The organism is Paenibacillus oryzae, assembly GCF_001675045.1.
Taxonomy (GTDB): Bacteria; Bacillota; Bacilli; order Paenibacillales; family Paenibacillaceae; genus Pristimantibacillus; species Pristimantibacillus oryzae.
The window spans coordinates 18,038-34,523 of the sequence record NZ_LYPA01000021.1 but is presented as its reverse complement, the minus strand read 5'-3'; the positions used below and the strand labels follow the sequence as shown (position 1 = coordinate 34,523).

At 50.8% G+C, this 16,486-nt stretch carries 11 protein-coding genes; 4 read left to right on the top strand and 7 right to left on the bottom strand.

Going from position 1 to position 16,486, the window contains the following annotated elements; all coding sequences use genetic code 11:
- Positions 1-215: 215 nt before the first annotated feature.
- Positions 216-2,534 (top strand): helix-turn-helix domain-containing protein, encoded by a 2,319-nt coding sequence (locus A7K91_RS00745; protein WP_068678683.1) that lies wholly within the window; start codon positions 216-218, stop codon positions 2,532-2,534.
- 106 nt (positions 2,535-2,640) lie between these two features.
- Positions 2,641-4,269, top strand: coding sequence for an extracellular solute-binding protein (locus A7K91_RS00740; RefSeq protein WP_068678681.1), 1,629 nt, complete (start codon positions 2,641-2,643; stop codon positions 4,267-4,269).
- A gap of 1 nt (position 4,270) precedes the next feature.
- Here the strand turns inward: A7K91_RS00740 and ald are convergent, their stop codons facing one another.
- Positions 4,271-5,383, bottom strand: a complete 1,113-nt coding sequence (ald, locus tag A7K91_RS00735; protein ID WP_068678679.1) for an alanine dehydrogenase — start codon at positions 5,381-5,383, stop codon at positions 4,271-4,273.
- A gap of 202 nt (positions 5,384-5,585) precedes the next feature.
- On the opposite strand from ald, the gene A7K91_RS00730 reads away from it, so the two are divergent.
- Positions 5,586-5,963: a DnaJ family domain-containing protein gene (locus A7K91_RS00730; RefSeq protein ID WP_068678677.1), complete on the top strand. Its 378-nt coding sequence runs from the start codon at positions 5,586-5,588 to the stop codon at positions 5,961-5,963.
- Between the two features lie 16 nt (positions 5,964-5,979).
- On the opposite strand, the gene A7K91_RS00725 is transcribed toward A7K91_RS00730, so the two are convergent.
- The 3 genes from A7K91_RS00725 to helD form a co-directional block, all read right to left on the bottom strand.
- Positions 5,980-7,371: an aldehyde dehydrogenase gene (locus A7K91_RS00725; protein ID WP_068678675.1), complete on the bottom strand. Its 1,392-nt coding sequence runs from the start codon at positions 7,369-7,371 to the stop codon at positions 5,980-5,982.
- Positions 7,372-7,409: 38 nt separating this feature from the next.
- Positions 7,410-7,712, bottom strand: coding sequence for an ArsR/SmtB family transcription factor (locus A7K91_RS00720; RefSeq protein WP_068678673.1), 303 nt, complete (start codon positions 7,710-7,712; stop codon positions 7,410-7,412).
- Positions 7,713-7,998: 286 nt separating this feature from the next.
- Entirely contained in the window at positions 7,999-10,428 is a 2,430-nt protein-coding gene (gene helD / locus A7K91_RS00715) for an RNA polymerase recycling motor HelD (RefSeq protein WP_068678671.1), read from the bottom strand.
- Positions 10,429-10,813: 385 nt separating this feature from the next.
- On the opposite strand from helD, the gene A7K91_RS00710 reads away from it, so the two are divergent.
- Positions 10,814-12,370, top strand: coding sequence for a tetratricopeptide repeat protein (locus tag A7K91_RS00710; RefSeq protein ID WP_068678669.1), 1,557 nt, complete (start codon positions 10,814-10,816; stop codon positions 12,368-12,370).
- A gap of 104 nt (positions 12,371-12,474) precedes the next feature.
- On the opposite strand, the gene A7K91_RS00705 is transcribed toward A7K91_RS00710, so the two are convergent.
- The 3 genes from A7K91_RS00705 to A7K91_RS00695 form a co-directional block, all read right to left on the bottom strand.
- Positions 12,475-14,097, bottom strand: coding sequence for an S-layer homology domain-containing protein (locus A7K91_RS00705; protein ID WP_082967152.1), 1,623 nt, complete (start codon positions 14,095-14,097; stop codon positions 12,475-12,477).
- 110 nt (positions 14,098-14,207) lie between these two features.
- Complete coding sequence (locus A7K91_RS00700) at positions 14,208-15,629, bottom strand: MFS transporter (RefSeq protein ID WP_068678667.1); 1,422 nt, start codon at positions 15,627-15,629, stop codon at positions 14,208-14,210.
- A gap of 79 nt (positions 15,630-15,708) precedes the next feature.
- Complete coding sequence (locus A7K91_RS00695; RefSeq protein WP_068678666.1) at positions 15,709-16,350, bottom strand: helix-turn-helix domain-containing protein; 642 nt, start codon at positions 16,348-16,350, stop codon at positions 15,709-15,711.
- Between the last annotated feature and the right edge of the window lie 136 nt (positions 16,351-16,486).

Sequence of the window (16,486 nt, the reverse complement as noted above, 5' to 3'; positions counted from 1 at the left end):
TATTCCAGGATTTCCAGCTCCACAGATTCGTCGCCCCCACTTCCACCCCTTTAGCCCGGCTCTAATTCCGAGAGGCTATTATACCAAAAAACTACCCGAAACGGTTATTACTCCAGCAGCGCTTTCTTTACATTCATTTAATCTTTTAAGGGAATGGAGTTAATCGGAATGTCTTATCCTGTTAGATAGATATTTGAGGATGGGAGAGAAGCAGAGTGAAAAAATGGAGCTCGATATTGGCCAACCTGGCTGTTTCCTATATATCCATCGTGCTTGTTATCGTGCTTCTTCTTTGTTCGGCCTTTTATGTTTATTTTTCCGGCGCCTATAAGGAAGAGCTGCGCAATAGAAACCAGCTTGTGCTGGCCAATGCCGCCCAAACCATTGAAACATCAGTGCTTCAGCGGGTGAAGCAAATTTATCTGGATTTATCGTTGAATAAAACAGCGGATGTCCGCGCGTTTGCGGATGCTTCCTTTGCAAGCAGCCCCAGCAAGGCGCTCGAGCTTCAAGAAGTGCTCAAATCAAAGGTAACCGGCAACTCCGATATCATTCATGCGGTGCATCTCTATAGCCCCGGCCAAAACAGAATGATTTCATCCCTCTATGGACTTGTCTTCAACGTTGACCAAGGAAACAGCTATCCCTATTTTGCGGACTGGGTGGGCGGTATGAGGAGCAATAAGCAAAATAGTCTCTGGACCCCGGTCCGCCTAGTGCCGCAGGATATCTTCTCCAGCTTGTCCGGCGGAAAAGGCGAGGCTTTGCTAACGTACGCACACGGTTATCCTTACCAGGCTTCAGGCGCAAACAGCGAGCTCATTATTGCAATCGATGTGAAGGAAAGCGCGATTAATGCCATCTTGGCGGATAAGTTGTCCTTAAGCTATAGGGGGACGTTTGTGCTCGACGCCTACGGAAATCCCATCAATGATCACGGCCAAGAAGCATCGGCGATGAGCGCCGCTTACAGCGCAAGCATCTTCAAGACGATTCTGGCAAAGGAAAAAGCCGGCAGCTTTAACGATTCCATAAACGGCGTTCAGCAGTTCGTTTCCTATCAGGCCTTTAATTCCGTGGATTGGAAGCTATACAGCGCCGTGCCTTCCCATCTGTTTTACCAAAAGTCGATTTTTGTGCAAAAGCTGGTGCTTGGCATTGGAATAGCCGCGATTGCGATTGGCATCCTGCTGTCCGCCATATTTGCCAGGGCCACCTATCGCCCGATCAAACGGCTGGCGGGAAAAATCAGAGGGTTATCCGGCCATATGACCGACCCCTCGGGCAACGAATTTCGGCTTATTGACTCCGCTTTTTCCCGTCTTAACGATAAAGTAAGCAGCCTGGAGGAGACGCTTCAGGCCAACAGCTTGGCCATTCGGCATAATGTGGTGCTGAACCTGCTCAACAATAGCTACACTCGCGAAAAATTGGCGGAGGAGCTTCAATTTCTGAGCATTGACCGGGAGTACCCCAGCTATTGCTGCATGATCGTGCACTCCGGCGAGGCTTTGGCCAAGCTGGATTTCCGCAATTTGCAATACATGATGTACGGAATTATTAACCAACTGGAGGCTTTGTCCCTGCCGGACGCCCGCATCATCGCCCAAGAGCTGCCGGACAAAAAGATAGCCGTGCTGCTGTTTTCCGAGCGGAATGAGGATGAGCTGTTGGAGCACCTGTCCCGCTATGTTTTGGCGGCTGGGCAGCAGCATGTCCAAATGCAGCTTCAACTGTCTTGGGGCTCCCCGGTATCAGACATTATGGACGTTCACCAAAGCTATAAGGAAGCCGTCACACTTATGAAATATGGCTATTTCTATCCTGAGTCATCCATTCTGAAGGATATCGGGCTGCTGTCCCGGGAGAGCAGTATCGAAGAAATTCCGCAGCCGCTGCTGATCCGCTTTAGAGAGAAGCTGCATGCGCGCCAGCTTCCTGAAACCTTATCCGCAGTTGAACAGCTAGTCTCCCACATGCGCGAAGGCCATTATTCTGCCGACTATTGCCATTACATTATGGCAAATACCGTTTTTGTATTCAGCGAATGCTTAAAAAGCGTCCGTTATCAGCCGCCCGCTGGAGGCGCGTTGGATTACTATCATCAATATGAAAAAAAGCATGATATCTTCGTTTTTCGGGATTGGCTTGTTGAAGCCATCACAACGTATATGGAGCAGATGGAGAAAAGAAACAACGACCGCTCAACCTCCAGCGTCGAAGCAGCCAAACAATATATTCTGGGCAATCTGTCACAGGATTTGTCCCTGGATGCCGTTGCCGCCAAAGCGTTTATTAGCCCCAAATATTTGAGCAAGCTTTTTAAAGAAGAAACGGGCGTGACCTATACGGAATACGTCACCAGCAGCCGCATGGAACGGGCCAAGGAGCTTATTGAAAGCAATACGATGACAATCGAGCAGGTGGCAGGAGAGGTAGGATACGCAACGGTCGCTTATTTCATTAAAAAGTTCAAGGAGGCTTACGGCTGCACGCCAGGCAGCTACCTGCGCCATAGCGCTCTGGAAGCCTAAGAGATGGATACAAACGCATTCCTCCCCCCTCAGACTGCCATAGTTGCAGGACGATTTTGAAACGTTACGCTTTTCAAACAGCAAAGATAAGGATGGTCGCAGCGTCATGGACTTATACCCTTTTATCGGCAAAAAAATCGGGCTTTTTCTTGCCCTCGCTCTCCTCCTAAGCGGATGCGCAATTCAGGCGGGCCCGCCCTCCTCCTTCAGCGCCAACCCTTCGCAGTCTTCCGCTGCTTCGGAAGCTCCGCCATACCATATTACATGGACGATGTATCAAAATTTGCCGGTGCCAAGCGATGCGGAGATGGTTGCTTATGTTGAGGGCAAATTCAATGTTGATCTGGATATATGGAATTTAGAGAACAATAAGTACGAAGCGCTGCTGGAGCTAAGGCTGGCTCAAGGCGAAATTCCCGATTTATTCCGGGTCAGACGGCACCAGGACCTTTTGAAATATCAGCGCCAGGGACTGCTTGCGGAAATTCCGAAGGATCTGCTTATGAAGCATGCTCCCAATATCATGAAGGCAATTCAGGATTATGCTCCCTCCTACTTGGACTATGGCACAATCGATGGAGCCTATTATGGCATCCCCGTCGTTAATCCTACAAACATTTATCGCATACCGGTCGTTTACCGGCAGGACTGGCTGGAGAAGCTGGGGCTGCAAACGCCGGAAACGCTGGAGCAATTCGAAGAGGTTATTTATGCGTTTGCCAACGGCGATCCCGACGGCAACGGATTGAAGGATACCTATGGCTTGTCCATTGAAGGCATGAACGTTGTGTTCGGAGCGTTTGGGCAAATCGTGTTTGCCGATCAGCTTTATTTTGCGGAAAAGGATACGGGCCTTGTAATCGGGGCGCTGGAGCCGGAGATGAAGGAGGCCTTGCGCTATCTGCGCAAATGGTACAAGGATGGCGTCATTGATCCGGAGTTTATTACCGGGGAAAACAAAGGCGGATACAAGCATTTGTCCCACGCCTTCATTGAAGGCAGAATCGGCATGACCTCCATGGGCAACTACTACCATTGGATTCAGAACGGGGATTATATGGCCTGGAGCAGCAATGGGCAGTCCGCAACGGAAGAAAACCCGTCAACCGCTACATTTAACGTCAAGGAGCTGACTGCCAAAAATCCGCAGGCCAAAGTCGTCTTCGGCGATCCATTCACCGGGCCTGGGGGCAAGCGAGGCTCCAAAGCCTATGATTTGCTGATGAGCTTTACCGCGATTGGGGCAAATGCCGCCAAGGAGCCCGGAAAGCTGGCCAAAATTCTTGAAGTGTTAGATTACGTCAGCGCCAATCCCGATCCAGATGAATACACGTCCATGCATTATGGGGTGCAGGGCAAGCACTGGGAATGGGCCGACAGCTCCCGCAAGGATGTAATCGTGCTCCCTCCCTACAATCAAATTTTCGGCTATCAGAATCAGATCGGCTCCAATATAGGCATGACGGTTCCTCTGCCGGAGACGGAACGGCGTGAGCAATGGGCCGCCACTCTGGGGCTGGACACAAACGGCATCTACAATGCGCTGGAAATCTCTACTCCCTCTCTCATTCAAAATGCCGCTCAACTGATCAAGCTGAAAAATAAAGCATATATCTCTTTTATAACGGGCGAAAAACCACTGGAGGAATTTGAGGACTTCGTGCAAGCCTTTATGGAGTCGGGCGGAAGCGAGGTGCTTCGCGAGGCTAATGAATGGCGTCGCAAGCACCAGTAGCTCAGATTGCATCCTCTACCGCTACTGCTGGAAATCCATGCGCTTCGGCAATGGCCGGGCATGTCACATGGCCTCCCGCCACATTCAGTCCTCTGGATAAGGCCGAATTTCCCGAAACGGCTTTTTTTAACCCGTGATCGGCAAGGATCAGTCCGTAGGGCGTCGTTACATTGGTCAAGGCGAGCGTGGACGTATGGGGAACAGCGCCCGGCATGTTGGCTACGGAATAATGAATGATGCCGAAACGTTCGTAGGTGGGATTGGCATGAGTTGTTATGCGGTCGATCGTTTCAATGGAGCCGCCTTGATCAATTGCCACATCCACGATAACAGAGCCCGGCTCCATAGCCTTGACCATATCGGCCGTCACTATTTTTGGCGCACGCGCACCGGGCACAAGCACTGCGCCGACAAGCAAATCAGCTTCTCTGACGGCCTGGGCCAAATTATGGGGATTGCTCGCCAGCGTCTTCAGCCTGCCCCCAAATTGATCGTCCAGCTCCCGCAAACGATCCGCGCTAATATCCAGCAGCGTAACGTCCGCCCCCGCGCCCATCGCCATTCTCGCTGCGTTGGTGCCCACAATTCCGCCGCCCACAATGGCAACCTTCGCTGGCCTGACGCCAGGCACTCCGCTCAACAGGACGCCTTTTCCGCCCGCCGATTTTTCCAGGAAATGCGCGCCGATCTGGATCGACATCCTGCCCGCTACCTCGCTCATCGGCATTAGCAGCGGGAGCGACTTGTTGTCCAACTGAATAGTTTCATACGCTACGGCGGATACGCGATGCTGAAGAAGCGCTTTGGTCAGCTCAAGCTCAGGCGCAAGATGAAGATACGTAAACAGAATCAGTCCATCGTGAAAATAACCGTATTCCTCCGGCAGAGGCTCCTTCACCTTAACGACCATTTCCGCCGACCATGCCTTAGCCGCATCCTGCACGATAACCGCACCGGCATCAACATATTGCCCATCGCTAAAGCCGCTGCCTTCGCCCGCTCCGCTTTCAATCCAGACCTGATGTCCGTGGACGGAATAGGCATGAGCGGAGGCGGGTGTCATGCCAACCCGAAATTCATTATTTTTAATTTCCTTGGGCACACCGATGATCATGGCAGCACTCTCCTGTTTTTTCTCCATCCTCTATATTGCTCATTACAATTGCAGCTTAATCCCTAGCGTTTGCCGAACATTAGCACCTGTATTAATAATAATCCATTTTATGGATGATGGAAATGGGCCCTGTCTCTTAAATGAAAGGAGATCTGATGGGAGAAGGTATATGTTAAAATAGTACAAGGGAGATGATGAAAACATGGACATTTTTCGTCTCATTGCAGAAGAAAGAATAAAGGAAGCGGAGAGGCGCGGAGAATTCCAGAATTTGCCCGGCAAAGGCAAGCCGCTTCCGCCGGACGAGCTGGAGGGTGTTCCCGAGGAGCTTCGGATCAGCTATCGGCTGCTGAAAAATGCTGGCGTGCTGCCGGAGGAGATGCAGCTGCGCAAGGACATGCTCACGCTGGGCGATCTGATCGCCGCCTGCAAAAGCGATAGCGAGCGCCAAGGGCTGGAGCGCGAGCTGTCCGCCAAAAAGCTTCGTTACCAGACGCTAATGTCGGAACGAGGCTGGACCTCCACCGGAGCCTTCGCCGAATACGAGGACAAAATTCAAGAAAAGCTGAACTTGCGGTAATCTATACGTTTTGCCGTTATCTCATTACTTTGCGAATCAGCTTCGCTTTGTCGCCATAAGGCGGGAATAAGACCTTCAAGTCCACTCTAGTGCTTTTAGCCATGACGCTTTTGGCGTGAGAGAACAGGTCGAAGCTGTATTTGCCATGATAAGCGCCTATACCCGCATTGCCCACACCGCCAAACGGCAGATTATGATTGGCCGCATGAATGATCGTTTCGTTAATACATCCGCCGCCAAAGGATACCCGTTCCAGCACCTCTTTTTTGACGCTGTCCTGTTCGGTAAACAAATATAACGCAAGCGGCTTCGGGCGAGCATTAATAGTGCGTATTGCCTCTTCAAGTCTGCTGTAGCCCAACACGGGCAAAATAGGGCCAAAAATTTCGTCCTGCATGGCTGCGTCATCCCAAGAGGCCGTCTCAAGCAGCGTTGGCTCGATGTACAGCTTATCGCGGTCAACTTTCCCGCCATAACGGATATTGGCCCGGTCACCCTCTAGAATGGACGCCAGACGATCGAATTGCCGCTGATTGACGATACGGCCGTAATCGCCGCTTTGGCTGGCGTCAGCTCCATAGAAGCTGATAATCGCCGCTTTCATTTCCTTCATCAAAGCCTCTTTAATGGACTCATGCGCCAGCACATAGTCCGGAGCGATACAGGTTTGGCCTGTGTTAAGCAGCTTGCCCCAGATGATACGCTTGGCCGCAACAGCGATATTAGCCGACTGCTCTACGATCACCGGACTTTTTCCACCAAGCTCCAGCGTGACGGGGACCAGATTTTTGGCTGCGGCCTCCATTACAATTCTGCCAACAGGCACGCTTCCCGTAAAAAAGATATAATCAAATTTTGCATGAATGAGAGCGGAAGTGGTCTGCTTCTCTCCTTCGATAACGGTAACATACGTTTCTTCGAACGTTTCTTCAATTAGCTTGCGAACGGCTGCCGCAACATGGGGCGTATTTTCCGATGGCTTCAGAACTACGCTGTTTCCTGCGGCGATTGCTCCGATCAACGGTTCAATTAACAATTGAAACGGGTAATTAAACGGCCCGACGATAAGCACCGTTCCATAAGGCTCCTTATGGATGTAGCTTTTCGTGAACGCGTGGTAAAATGGTGTTTTGACCTTGCGCGGCTTTGCCCACTTTTTCACATTTTTGCGGAGATAACGAATGCTCTGCAGAGTATATCCGATTTCGGTTGCATAGGCTTCAAACTCGCTTTTTCCGAGATCGCGAAATAAGGCCTCCGTAATGCCGGCTTCATGCCGCTTGATAGCCTCATACAGCTTATCCAATTGGTCGATGCGAAAGGAAATATCCCGTGTATAACCCGTATCGAAACGGTCGCGATGCCCCTTCAGCATCTCTTCCACTTGGACGGCAGTCCATTCTTTCATATCGTACACCTCCGAATGAATGATTGTTTACAAGCTCCTTATAGACAGTCCTGCTCCAAAGAAGTCAGCAATTTTCTAAGTAATGATATAGATTCCTGCATGGATAAATGATAATAACGCAGAGTCCCTTCCTGCTCCACGTTTACGACTCCTGCATTCCTCAGCAGCTTCAAGTGATGCGACACAGCAGGACGCGACAACGTGAGCCGTCCGGTAATTTCGTTTACCGTCATTCTTCCGTTTTCAGATAGAAGAAGTAAAATATCCTGACGATGCTCATCGCTTAACGTTTGAAGAATAGGCAGGCATTCCCGAAAAATCTCAACTGCTTGTTTTCCCATTGCTGCAATTGCCTCCTCGTTGCGATTAAAGGTTTAAACATTTAAACCATTATAGATATATGTAGCTTACCTTATTGTGCTTGATAAAGCAAACCCCCTAGCCTAAGAAGCGCTTCTTGAAAATCTCCTCAATAAGCCGAAAAAAAGGCGGACGCGGATAGGTGGGTAAAAATAAGAAAAGAGCCCCGATCGCCTTAAGCGAGGGGCTCTGCCGTACATTTTAATGCCGCTTTACATTCAGCCTGCTATTACTTATCCGCTTGCGGCCCGCTGGATTTGCTTCTTACTAGCTGATCGTATTCTTCATACCATCTTCTTCATACAAGGAGCGATCCACCTTTTCAATAAAAGGACTCCACTCGCTCGCCGTATAAAGCGTCAGCCTATGCATGGCCCGCGTACACGCCGTATAAAATAGCTTGCGTTCGCTTTCCCGGCCATACGTATCCGAAGAAGCATCGTAAAGAATGACAGCGTCAAACTCCACGCCTTTGGCCAAATAAGCGGGAAGCACAAGCGCGCCTTTTTCGAAGGTTGGCGTAGTTTTGGTTACAAGCTTTAGCCCTTGGCAGCCTGCATTCGTCAAAGAATGGAATGCCCCCTGACTTTCGGCCATCGTTTTAGTAATGATCCCGATAGAGTGATGCCCCTCCGCACGCAACGCTTCCAAATGCTCCTTGATTCCGGCCACTCTTTCCTCGTTCGTTGTCACGCGGTAAAGTATCGGCTTATTGCCGCTTCGGTTAAACGGAACAACATCCTTAGCCTGAATTAGCAGGCTTTTCGTAAACTCCACGATTTCCCGGGTTGACCGATATCCCCGAAGCAGCGTAAACCATCTGGTTTCCGCTTCCCCGTATAGCGCAACAAGCGGCGAAGCCTCGCCATGCAGCTCTGTGGATTGGACAAAGATGGCCTGGCTGAAATCGCCCAGCACCGTCATTTTGGCCCGGGGGAACAATTTTTTCAGAAACGCATATTGAAACATGGAATAATCTTGGCCTTCATCCACAAACACATGACGGATCTGTGTATTTGTCCGGGTATCCTCAACCAGCTCTTTTACATAAAGATACGGAGTGGCATCCTCATAAAATAGTTCTCCCCGATTCAGCTTGGCGATGGTCTGCCTGCATATCGTTGGCCAATGGGCTTGCGGAACCCCGGCTTCGCCAGTCATTCTTTGGAACGACTCCTCCCCCTCGAATAGTTGCCGATAGAGGCCGAGCATATCCACAAACCGCTTTTCCCTGACGCTTCTCCTAAGCGGCTTGAATTGCTCCTTAACCACCATCCGGCGCAGCAGCTCTTCCTCGCGATCTCCATAATCAAACTGCCCTTCGTCCAATTCACGCTCCTGATCGCTTGCCCCCTCGTATTGCTCCGTAAAGGTAAAAACCCGCGCCTCCTTATGAAGCTTGCGATAAGCCGCCGCATAATGATCCTTGTCGAGATAGTCCAGCTCATCCCGCACCCAAGGCTCCTCGCGCTCCGCCGCTTCCAGCGCAGACAGCTCGCGCAGCAGCCAATCCTCCAGCATCGCAATGCGATTGCTCAAATCGACCGCCGGATCATAGCTGTAAAATGTATTGCGCATGGCTTCTGCCGAAATAAGCTCCCGCTCCCGGAAGGTTATCGCGTTAAACCGCATGCCCTCTCGCTGGAGTCCCTTCACATAATGCTGAAGAGCCTGCAAATACCGCTCCGAGGCCTTGAACTGGATGGCTGCCAATCGGGCCTCATAATCGGGATCGTTGCAGCGCGACAGAACATATTCCATCTGATCGAAGGAATCCTCGACCGCAAAAGCTTCTCCAAGCCAATGATCCAGATATTCCTGGAACGTCATCTGCAGCATATTTTCTTCGCCAAGCTCGGGAAGAACGGTCGATACATAACTATTGAACATCGGATTAGGCGAAAATAATACAATTTGATCGGCCTTTAACCGCTCGCGGTGCTTATACAGCAGGTACGCCACCCGCTGAAGGGCGGCGGACGTTTTTCCGCTTCCCGCCACTCCCTGCACAATAAGCATTCGGCTTTGATCATCCCGAATAATGGCGTTTTGCTCCTTTTGGATCGTCGCCACGATGCTTTTCATGACATTATCGGAGCCTTTGCCAAGGGCCTGCTGCAGCACTTCATCGCCTATCGTCAAACTCGTGTCAAAAACGTTCTGCAAATGATCGCCTGCAATTTGGTATTGCCGCTTGAGGTCAATCATTCCTTTTATATGGCCGCCCGGGGTATCATAATCTGCCGGACCCGGCTCAAAATCGTAATACATGCTGGCTATCGGAGTTCTCCAGTCATAAATAAGAAAATTCATGCCATCGGAATCAAGAAAGGAAGAAACCCCGATGTAGACCTGTTCCGTCTCTTCCAGCCCCTCCTCGCGGAAATCAATCCTTCCGAAATAAGGCGATTCCTGAAGCCGCTTCATGCTCTTCCACTGCCGCACCCGCAGAGCATGACTTCGCTCACGTTCCGAAAGCAAGGCCTCCTGCTGTCTGATGCTGTAGAAGGTTTCTTCAAAATCCTCATGCGTGCTCGTATTGACCGTGACCTCATCCCAGAATTGCCTGCGAAAATCGACGACCTGCGCATTCAGCCCGGAAACCTCCGGCTCCAGCTCAGCAAGATCCGATGCCAGCTTCTCCGTCACCCGCTTCAGTCTTTCCTCTTCCTTCTTCCAGTCCTCTGCGTTGATCATTCTTCAGCCCACTCCTTTAATGGTCGTTGAGAAAACCTCAAAAAAGACCGCTTGCCTCTACGGGCCATGCCCGGCGTCAAAAAAAAAGTTTGACAAAACATAAAGCAGCATGGTAAGATTAGATTGTAAATAAGATGCGATTAAACTGTGTATTTTTAAATAAATGAAATTCATTTTACATCATAACACATTGTGTCTGCGGACACAACTTTATTTTGTATGCCTCCTGATAGAGGTTTTTTTATTTTTCAAACGGAACAGGAGCCTTCGTTGGCTTCTGTTTTTTTGCTTTCACTTTTATCATTTAAGGTTATGATAGATAAGAGACAGGATCATAATAAATAGATAGGCAGTTAACCATTCAAAGAGAGCAGGATACATAAACATGGCAGTTACCAAAAAACAGCGTTACCGCTACAGCGAATCCCCGATCTGGGATATCAACCGGGCGTATTACGAAGAAGAGGGCCTGAAAGCCTGGAACAATGACCAGGTTCCGCAATTTATAACCTGCAACCCTATGATTGGCACGGCATATGCAGAGATGATTTTTGGACTTCTGCAAGATCAGGCGGGCAAAAGCAATTGCTCGGAAGCCGTACGAATCGTGGAGCTTGGGGCAGGAGCAGGCCGCTTCGCCCTTCATGTGCTGCAGGAGCTTTGCCGCCTGATTCAATACGCGGCCATTCCATTGCCGCCCTTTCAGTACATCATGACAGACCTGGCCATTAATAATGTCACAGCTTGGCAAACACATCCGGCTCTTCAATCCTTTATAGCCGAAGGCATTCTTGACTTTGCGCGATTTGACGCCGTTCAGGATACCGAGCTGAAGCTGGCCGTATCTGGCGAAATCATTAGCGGAGGCGATTTGAAGCAGCCTTTAATTATCGTCGCCAATTACTTTTTTGACGGTATTCCGCAGGAGCTGCTATATATAGGCGAAGGCCGCGTATATGAAACAGATGTATTTGCCGAGCTTCCCGAAGGCGCCGAAGCTTTGAAGCCTTCCGAGCAGCTGCGTCAAATTTCTTTGAGCTATACTCACCGGCGCGCGCCGGAATACGAGCAGGAAAGCTACCCTTACCGGGATACCATCGCCCTTTATCGGGAGCAGCTGGAGGACTCTCACATCTTGTTTCCCGTCAAGGCGCTGGCTTGTCTGGATGTGTTAAACGGTCTGTCACAAGCCGGATATCTTCTCCTGACAGCAGACAAAGGAGACCACCTGCTGGACTGCTTTAAATTTGCGGAGCCGCCTGAACTAATTCTGCATGGCAGCTTCTCGGTAACGGCCAATTACCATGCTATCGGACATGTAGCGGAAATGAACGGAGGCCTTTCCTTATTCCCCTCCCATCATTACAAAAATATAAATGTAGGCTGCATCCTGCAGCTTGACTCGCCAATGACGTATGTTCAAACCCGCTTGGCCTATCGCCGCTTCGTTGAGCGGTTTGGCCCGGACGATTTTTATAACCTGAAGGAATGGGTAGATAAACATCTGGAGAGCATGGTCCTGTCCGAGCTGCTAAGCTTTTGGCGTCTGGGAGGCTTCGACGTGGAGCTGTTCTCTCAAAGCAGCAAGCGCATTTCCAGTCTGCTGGTTGATGCCAACGATGAAGAAAAAATGGATTTGCTTCAAGGCATAGAGAGCATGTGGGCATCGTTTTATGTCATGCAGCAAAAGTACGGCATCGCGCTTGATGCAGGGTTGCTTTTGTTTGAAATGGACAGGTACGAGGAATCCAAACGGTTTCTGGAAATTGCGATTCAAGAAGACCCCGATGACGTTGTATCCACTCTTTATTATTGCCTGGCCATTTGCTGCTTCGAGCTGGGAATGGATGATGAAGGCTTAAGCTATACGCGCCAATTGTTAGAGGCTGAACCGGATCACGAAGAAGCATTAGCCTTGATCAACCATTTCGATGGCAATTAAGCGGCTTCACTGCGGCTGATATCATTGTATGTAAAAGGGTGTTTCCATTGTCGGCGGCGACAAAGCGGAAACACCCTTTTTCATAGATGAGAGGTATTCAGAGTTTATGATGAGAATGAGTACTGCGCATAGGTTTCGGTATTCCTTAGACTGGCCCAAATATCGGGGCTTTCCCCGCCAATGTACCAATAAGCAACCCCGGCCAGCCCCTTGTCGATAGCCAGCCGGTATTTGGCCGATAGGGATCGGCCTTCCTCCAGCCATAGCTTCCGCATCACAGAACCGTCCATGTAGCTAACCATGTATTGTCCTAGCTCAGCATCCCATACCGGCTTGGCGGAATGCCGGATCACCAGCTCATTTTGCTCTTGAAGCGATATAAACCGCGATGAGCGAAGCGCTCCCGGCTGCTCCGGCGTCCATTCCCGGTTGTAGAAGGGCAAGGCCAGAATGATTTTGTCAGCGGATACCGCTTGCAGCAGCCTGTTAACGGCCTTTTGAACATAGGGCAACGAGGCATTGGGTCCCGGTATCGGGCTGCCGCTATAATGCTCGTCATAGCCCATAAGCACGATGTAATCCGCCTGGCGGCCAAGAGCCGCATAATCAAAGGCCTCCGTCCAGTCCGTATCGCGGTCGGGAGAAACGTCTACCGACAACACCATTCCATTGTCATGCAGTCCCCGGGCAAGCGAAGCAACAAAGGTTGTTAATACCGTCCGGTCTTGCGGCGCTACATTTTCAAAATCCAGGTTAAGCCCGTCCAAACGGTACTTTACCGCCAGAGCGGTAAGCGCCTCAACAGCACGCTCCCGACTCGCCGCATTGGATAACATCTCATGCGTTGCGTCCTGGTCAGCGCGATTCCCAACCATCGCCCACACCTTTTTGTCATTTCCTTTTGCCCAGAGGGTTAGGCTTGAGTCCGTTTGATCCGCAATTGCGCCATCCCCGTCGGCAAAATACCATCTGGGCGATAACGTATTAACATTGGACTGCCCTAGATTGGCTTGAAATTGTGCAGTCGTTTGCCCATAATTCCAGCCCATCACGATCCTCTCCTCGCGGGAACGGTCAAGCTCTGCTGCCCAAGCCTCGTTCTGCAAAACGCGGTCCAGAAGCACCGCGGCCTCTTGCCGGGTGATGGAATCGGCGGGCCGGAAATTTCCGGCTCCGTCTCCTTTTATAAGTCCCAGCTCGTAAGCGGCGGCCACCCCAGGTTTGGCCCATTCCGCAATGTCTTGTCCGTCCCCAAATATCGTGCTGGCGTTGGCGTTAGCGTCACTATCGTTTTGCTTTAGAGCATTGACCAGCAAAACCGCCGCTTCCTGACGCGTAACTGCCTTCTCCGGCGAAAACCTTGTGGAAGAAGTGCCCTTAGCCAGCTCCAGCTGAACAGACGCTTGAACCCAACCGTAATACCAGGCGTCGCGCGGAACATCGCTAAACGGAGAGATCGGGCTAAACAGGGGCTCCAGCTTGAGCATCCGGTTCAGGGAGGTCAATAATTGCGCTCTTGTCATTAATTTGTCGGGCGAAAATGCGGTCAGGGAAGTGCCTGTCATTATTTTTTGTTGATAGAGATGTATGATGGAAGCTTGCGCATAGCTGCTCCCTATGTCCACAAAAGGAACCTTTTGCCCAGCCCAGGCGCGCGGAGCAAACAGGCCGCATGCCATAACCGCAGCCGCAGCCAATAAACCGAATCTACCCCGTATCCGTTTCACGAGACTATAAAGCCTCCTTCAGCTCTGATTGTCGAAGTATACCAAAGTAAACCTCCGCAAGCATTGCTAAAATACTGGTAGAAACGGTTTAATTGTAGATAATCGCCGGATCAGTGCCGGGGCCAGCCAACCTCCGTCGTCCTCTTTGCTTTGTCAGCGCGGCGATAGACATAAGCCGACAAGATGCAGACCAGCGCCACTGCTACCGAGCATGCAAGGAACACAGCGCGATAGCTCATGTCCGACCCGACAAACCCGCTGCTGCTGCCGATGACAATACCGCCTGCCGCCGTGCCAAACATCATTCCGATATTCCGGGACAGCGCAAGCAGGCTGCTTGCCATACCCAGATTTGCTTTGGGCGCCAATCCCATGACAAGACTTGTGTTTGGCGAGGTAATCATTCCCATGGAGCAGCCCAGCAGTACAATCGGGAGCAAAATAAAGCCTGTCCCAGGCTCAGGAGTTGTCAGGCCCAGCACAACCAGCGTTGCCGCCATCAGCAGCAAGCCGTATGTCATAATGCCGAGTGGTCCCTTTCGATCGGCGATTGCTCCGCTAAGCGGCGCGACAATAACCAGGGCAAGCGGATAACCGATCATGGTCAGCCCAATCCAGGCGGGCTCCATCCCCCCTAGCCGAAGAACCGCCGGCAGAGCCAGCTGAGCCGCAAATGCCGCCATATAGGTAATGACCGTAATGGCGATGCCCGATGTGAATCTTCGGTCGCCAAGCAGCAGAAGGCTGTTACCGGCATGATCCGGCACCTTTGCTTGGCCGCCTCTGCCATTCAACCTGCGGAGATATCGCTGACGCACGGTGAGTGCTGCTCCTGAAAGAACGGACACCCCCGTTAGCAGCAGCACGGGAAGCGACAGGAAGGATGACCGTCCTCCCAAATCAAGGGCTATCATAAGCGTGGTCAAGCAAGCGGCAAAATAAATCGCTCCTCCAATATCCAGGCTGCCTCCTGCTATTTCTGTATCTCTTGGAATGCTACGCTCCGCAAGCACGCCTACAACGACGGCTACGCCAGCCAACAGCCAGAAGTTGCTTTCCCAGGAACGCCATTGAACGATAAAACCGCCCAATGCGGGACCAGCTATAGAGCCCGCGGCTACAAAGGTGCTCATAAGTCCCAGCGCCCTGCCCCGCTGCTCCTTGGGAAAAACAGCTACGATCAACGCCATATTGGTCGCTTGATACATAGCCGCGCCAACTCCTTGAACAGCCCGGAATCCCAATAGCAGCATGGCATTAGGTGCCAGGGCGCATCCCAACGCTCCTGCCGCAAAGGCGAACAACCCCACATTATGGACCTTGCGCCGCCCCAGACGGTCGCCAAGCTTGCCCATAATCGGCAGCAGCGCCGATATAACAAGCAAATAAATGCTGACCACCCACTGCGCCGAAGCTGGAAAAATGCTCAAATCCAACGAAATATCCAGTAATGAAACGTTAAACATCCCGGCAGACAGGTTCGATAAAAAAGCTCCCAAACAAATAACGTATTTGACCAGCGGGCGGTTCACCGGCTACACCTCCCTTGTTATATTGCACGTTCAACGTTCCCGTATCCGGCAATGTGGAAGATGAAGCTTTGTTTAAAGATTATCTGGACTGAAAAACGATGTTATATCCCGGTTTGCCGCATCTTGCTTCTATCGCTTTTTCAATCATAAAGGAGTATCTGCCGCGCAGCCACTCCCTCCCAAAGGGATTGTGACAAGTGATAACCAAGGTGTTCCCCTCCACTTTTCCGGTCACTCCCGAAAACCATGTATTATAGCTTTTAGAGTTAATTTTACCTTGAAGATCGCTTAAAATATCTCCCCATAAGCTTTGCTCCACCCCGACATCGGCACTAGCCTCCAGCCTTATCTCTGACTTAGCTTCTGTTCCAGTCTCCGCCTCTGTCGTAGTTACTGCATCTGACTCTATCTTAGTTTCCGACCTTACCCCTGTCCCTGCTTCTGCCTTTATCTGATTTTCTGTCGCTGTCTGTGTCTCTATTGCCGCCTCAGTTAAAAAATGGGCCGTTTCCGGCGAACCCAGCAACAGCTCTTCGACCGATAGACCAAACATTTTTGAGAGATGGAGCAACACTTCAATATCAGGCAGACATTCGCCATTTTCCCATTTGGATACGGCCTGGTGGCTAATGCCCAGTTGGTCTGAAAGCTCCGATTGCGTCATATTTGCGCCTTTTCGCAGACGGTGAATGGTGCGTCCGATTTTTTGATTATCCAGCATGAATTAATCCTCCCCAATAGGCATGTCCGCCTGCAAAAATCGTAGCAGAAAATAGCCGGCAGTTGTATCGACGGCAGGTTGAATAATAAAAAACACCATTTGCAACCGCAGGTTGCAAAATAAGCGGCAGCATGCT

Bases quoted from the DNA above. Each gene is read 5' to 3' on its own strand.
- A7K91_RS00740 (WP_068678681.1), top strand. From the start codon at position 2,641: ATGGACTTATACCCTTTTATCGGCAAAAAAATCGGGCTTTTTCTTGCC.
- ald (WP_068678679.1), bottom strand. From the start codon at position 5,383: ATGATCATCGGTGTGCCCAAGGAAATTAAAAATAATGAATTTCGGGTT.
- A7K91_RS00730 (WP_068678677.1), top strand. From the start codon at position 5,586: ATGGACATTTTTCGTCTCATTGCAGAAGAAAGAATAAAGGAAGCGGAG.
- A7K91_RS00725 (WP_068678675.1), bottom strand. From the start codon at position 7,371: ATGAAAGAATGGACTGCCGTCCAAGTGGAAGAGATGCTGAAGGGGCAT.
- A7K91_RS00720 (WP_068678673.1), bottom strand. From the start codon at position 7,712: ATGGGAAAACAAGCAGTTGAGATTTTTCGGGAATGCCTGCCTATTCTT.
- helD (WP_068678671.1), bottom strand. From the start codon at position 10,428: ATGATCAACGCAGAGGACTGGAAGAAGGAAGAGGAAAGACTGAAGCGG.
- A7K91_RS00710 (WP_068678669.1), top strand. From the start codon at position 10,814: ATGGCAGTTACCAAAAAACAGCGTTACCGCTACAGCGAATCCCCGATC.
- A7K91_RS00695 (WP_068678666.1), bottom strand. From the start codon at position 16,350: ATGCTGGATAATCAAAAAATCGGACGCACCATTCACCGTCTGCGAAAA.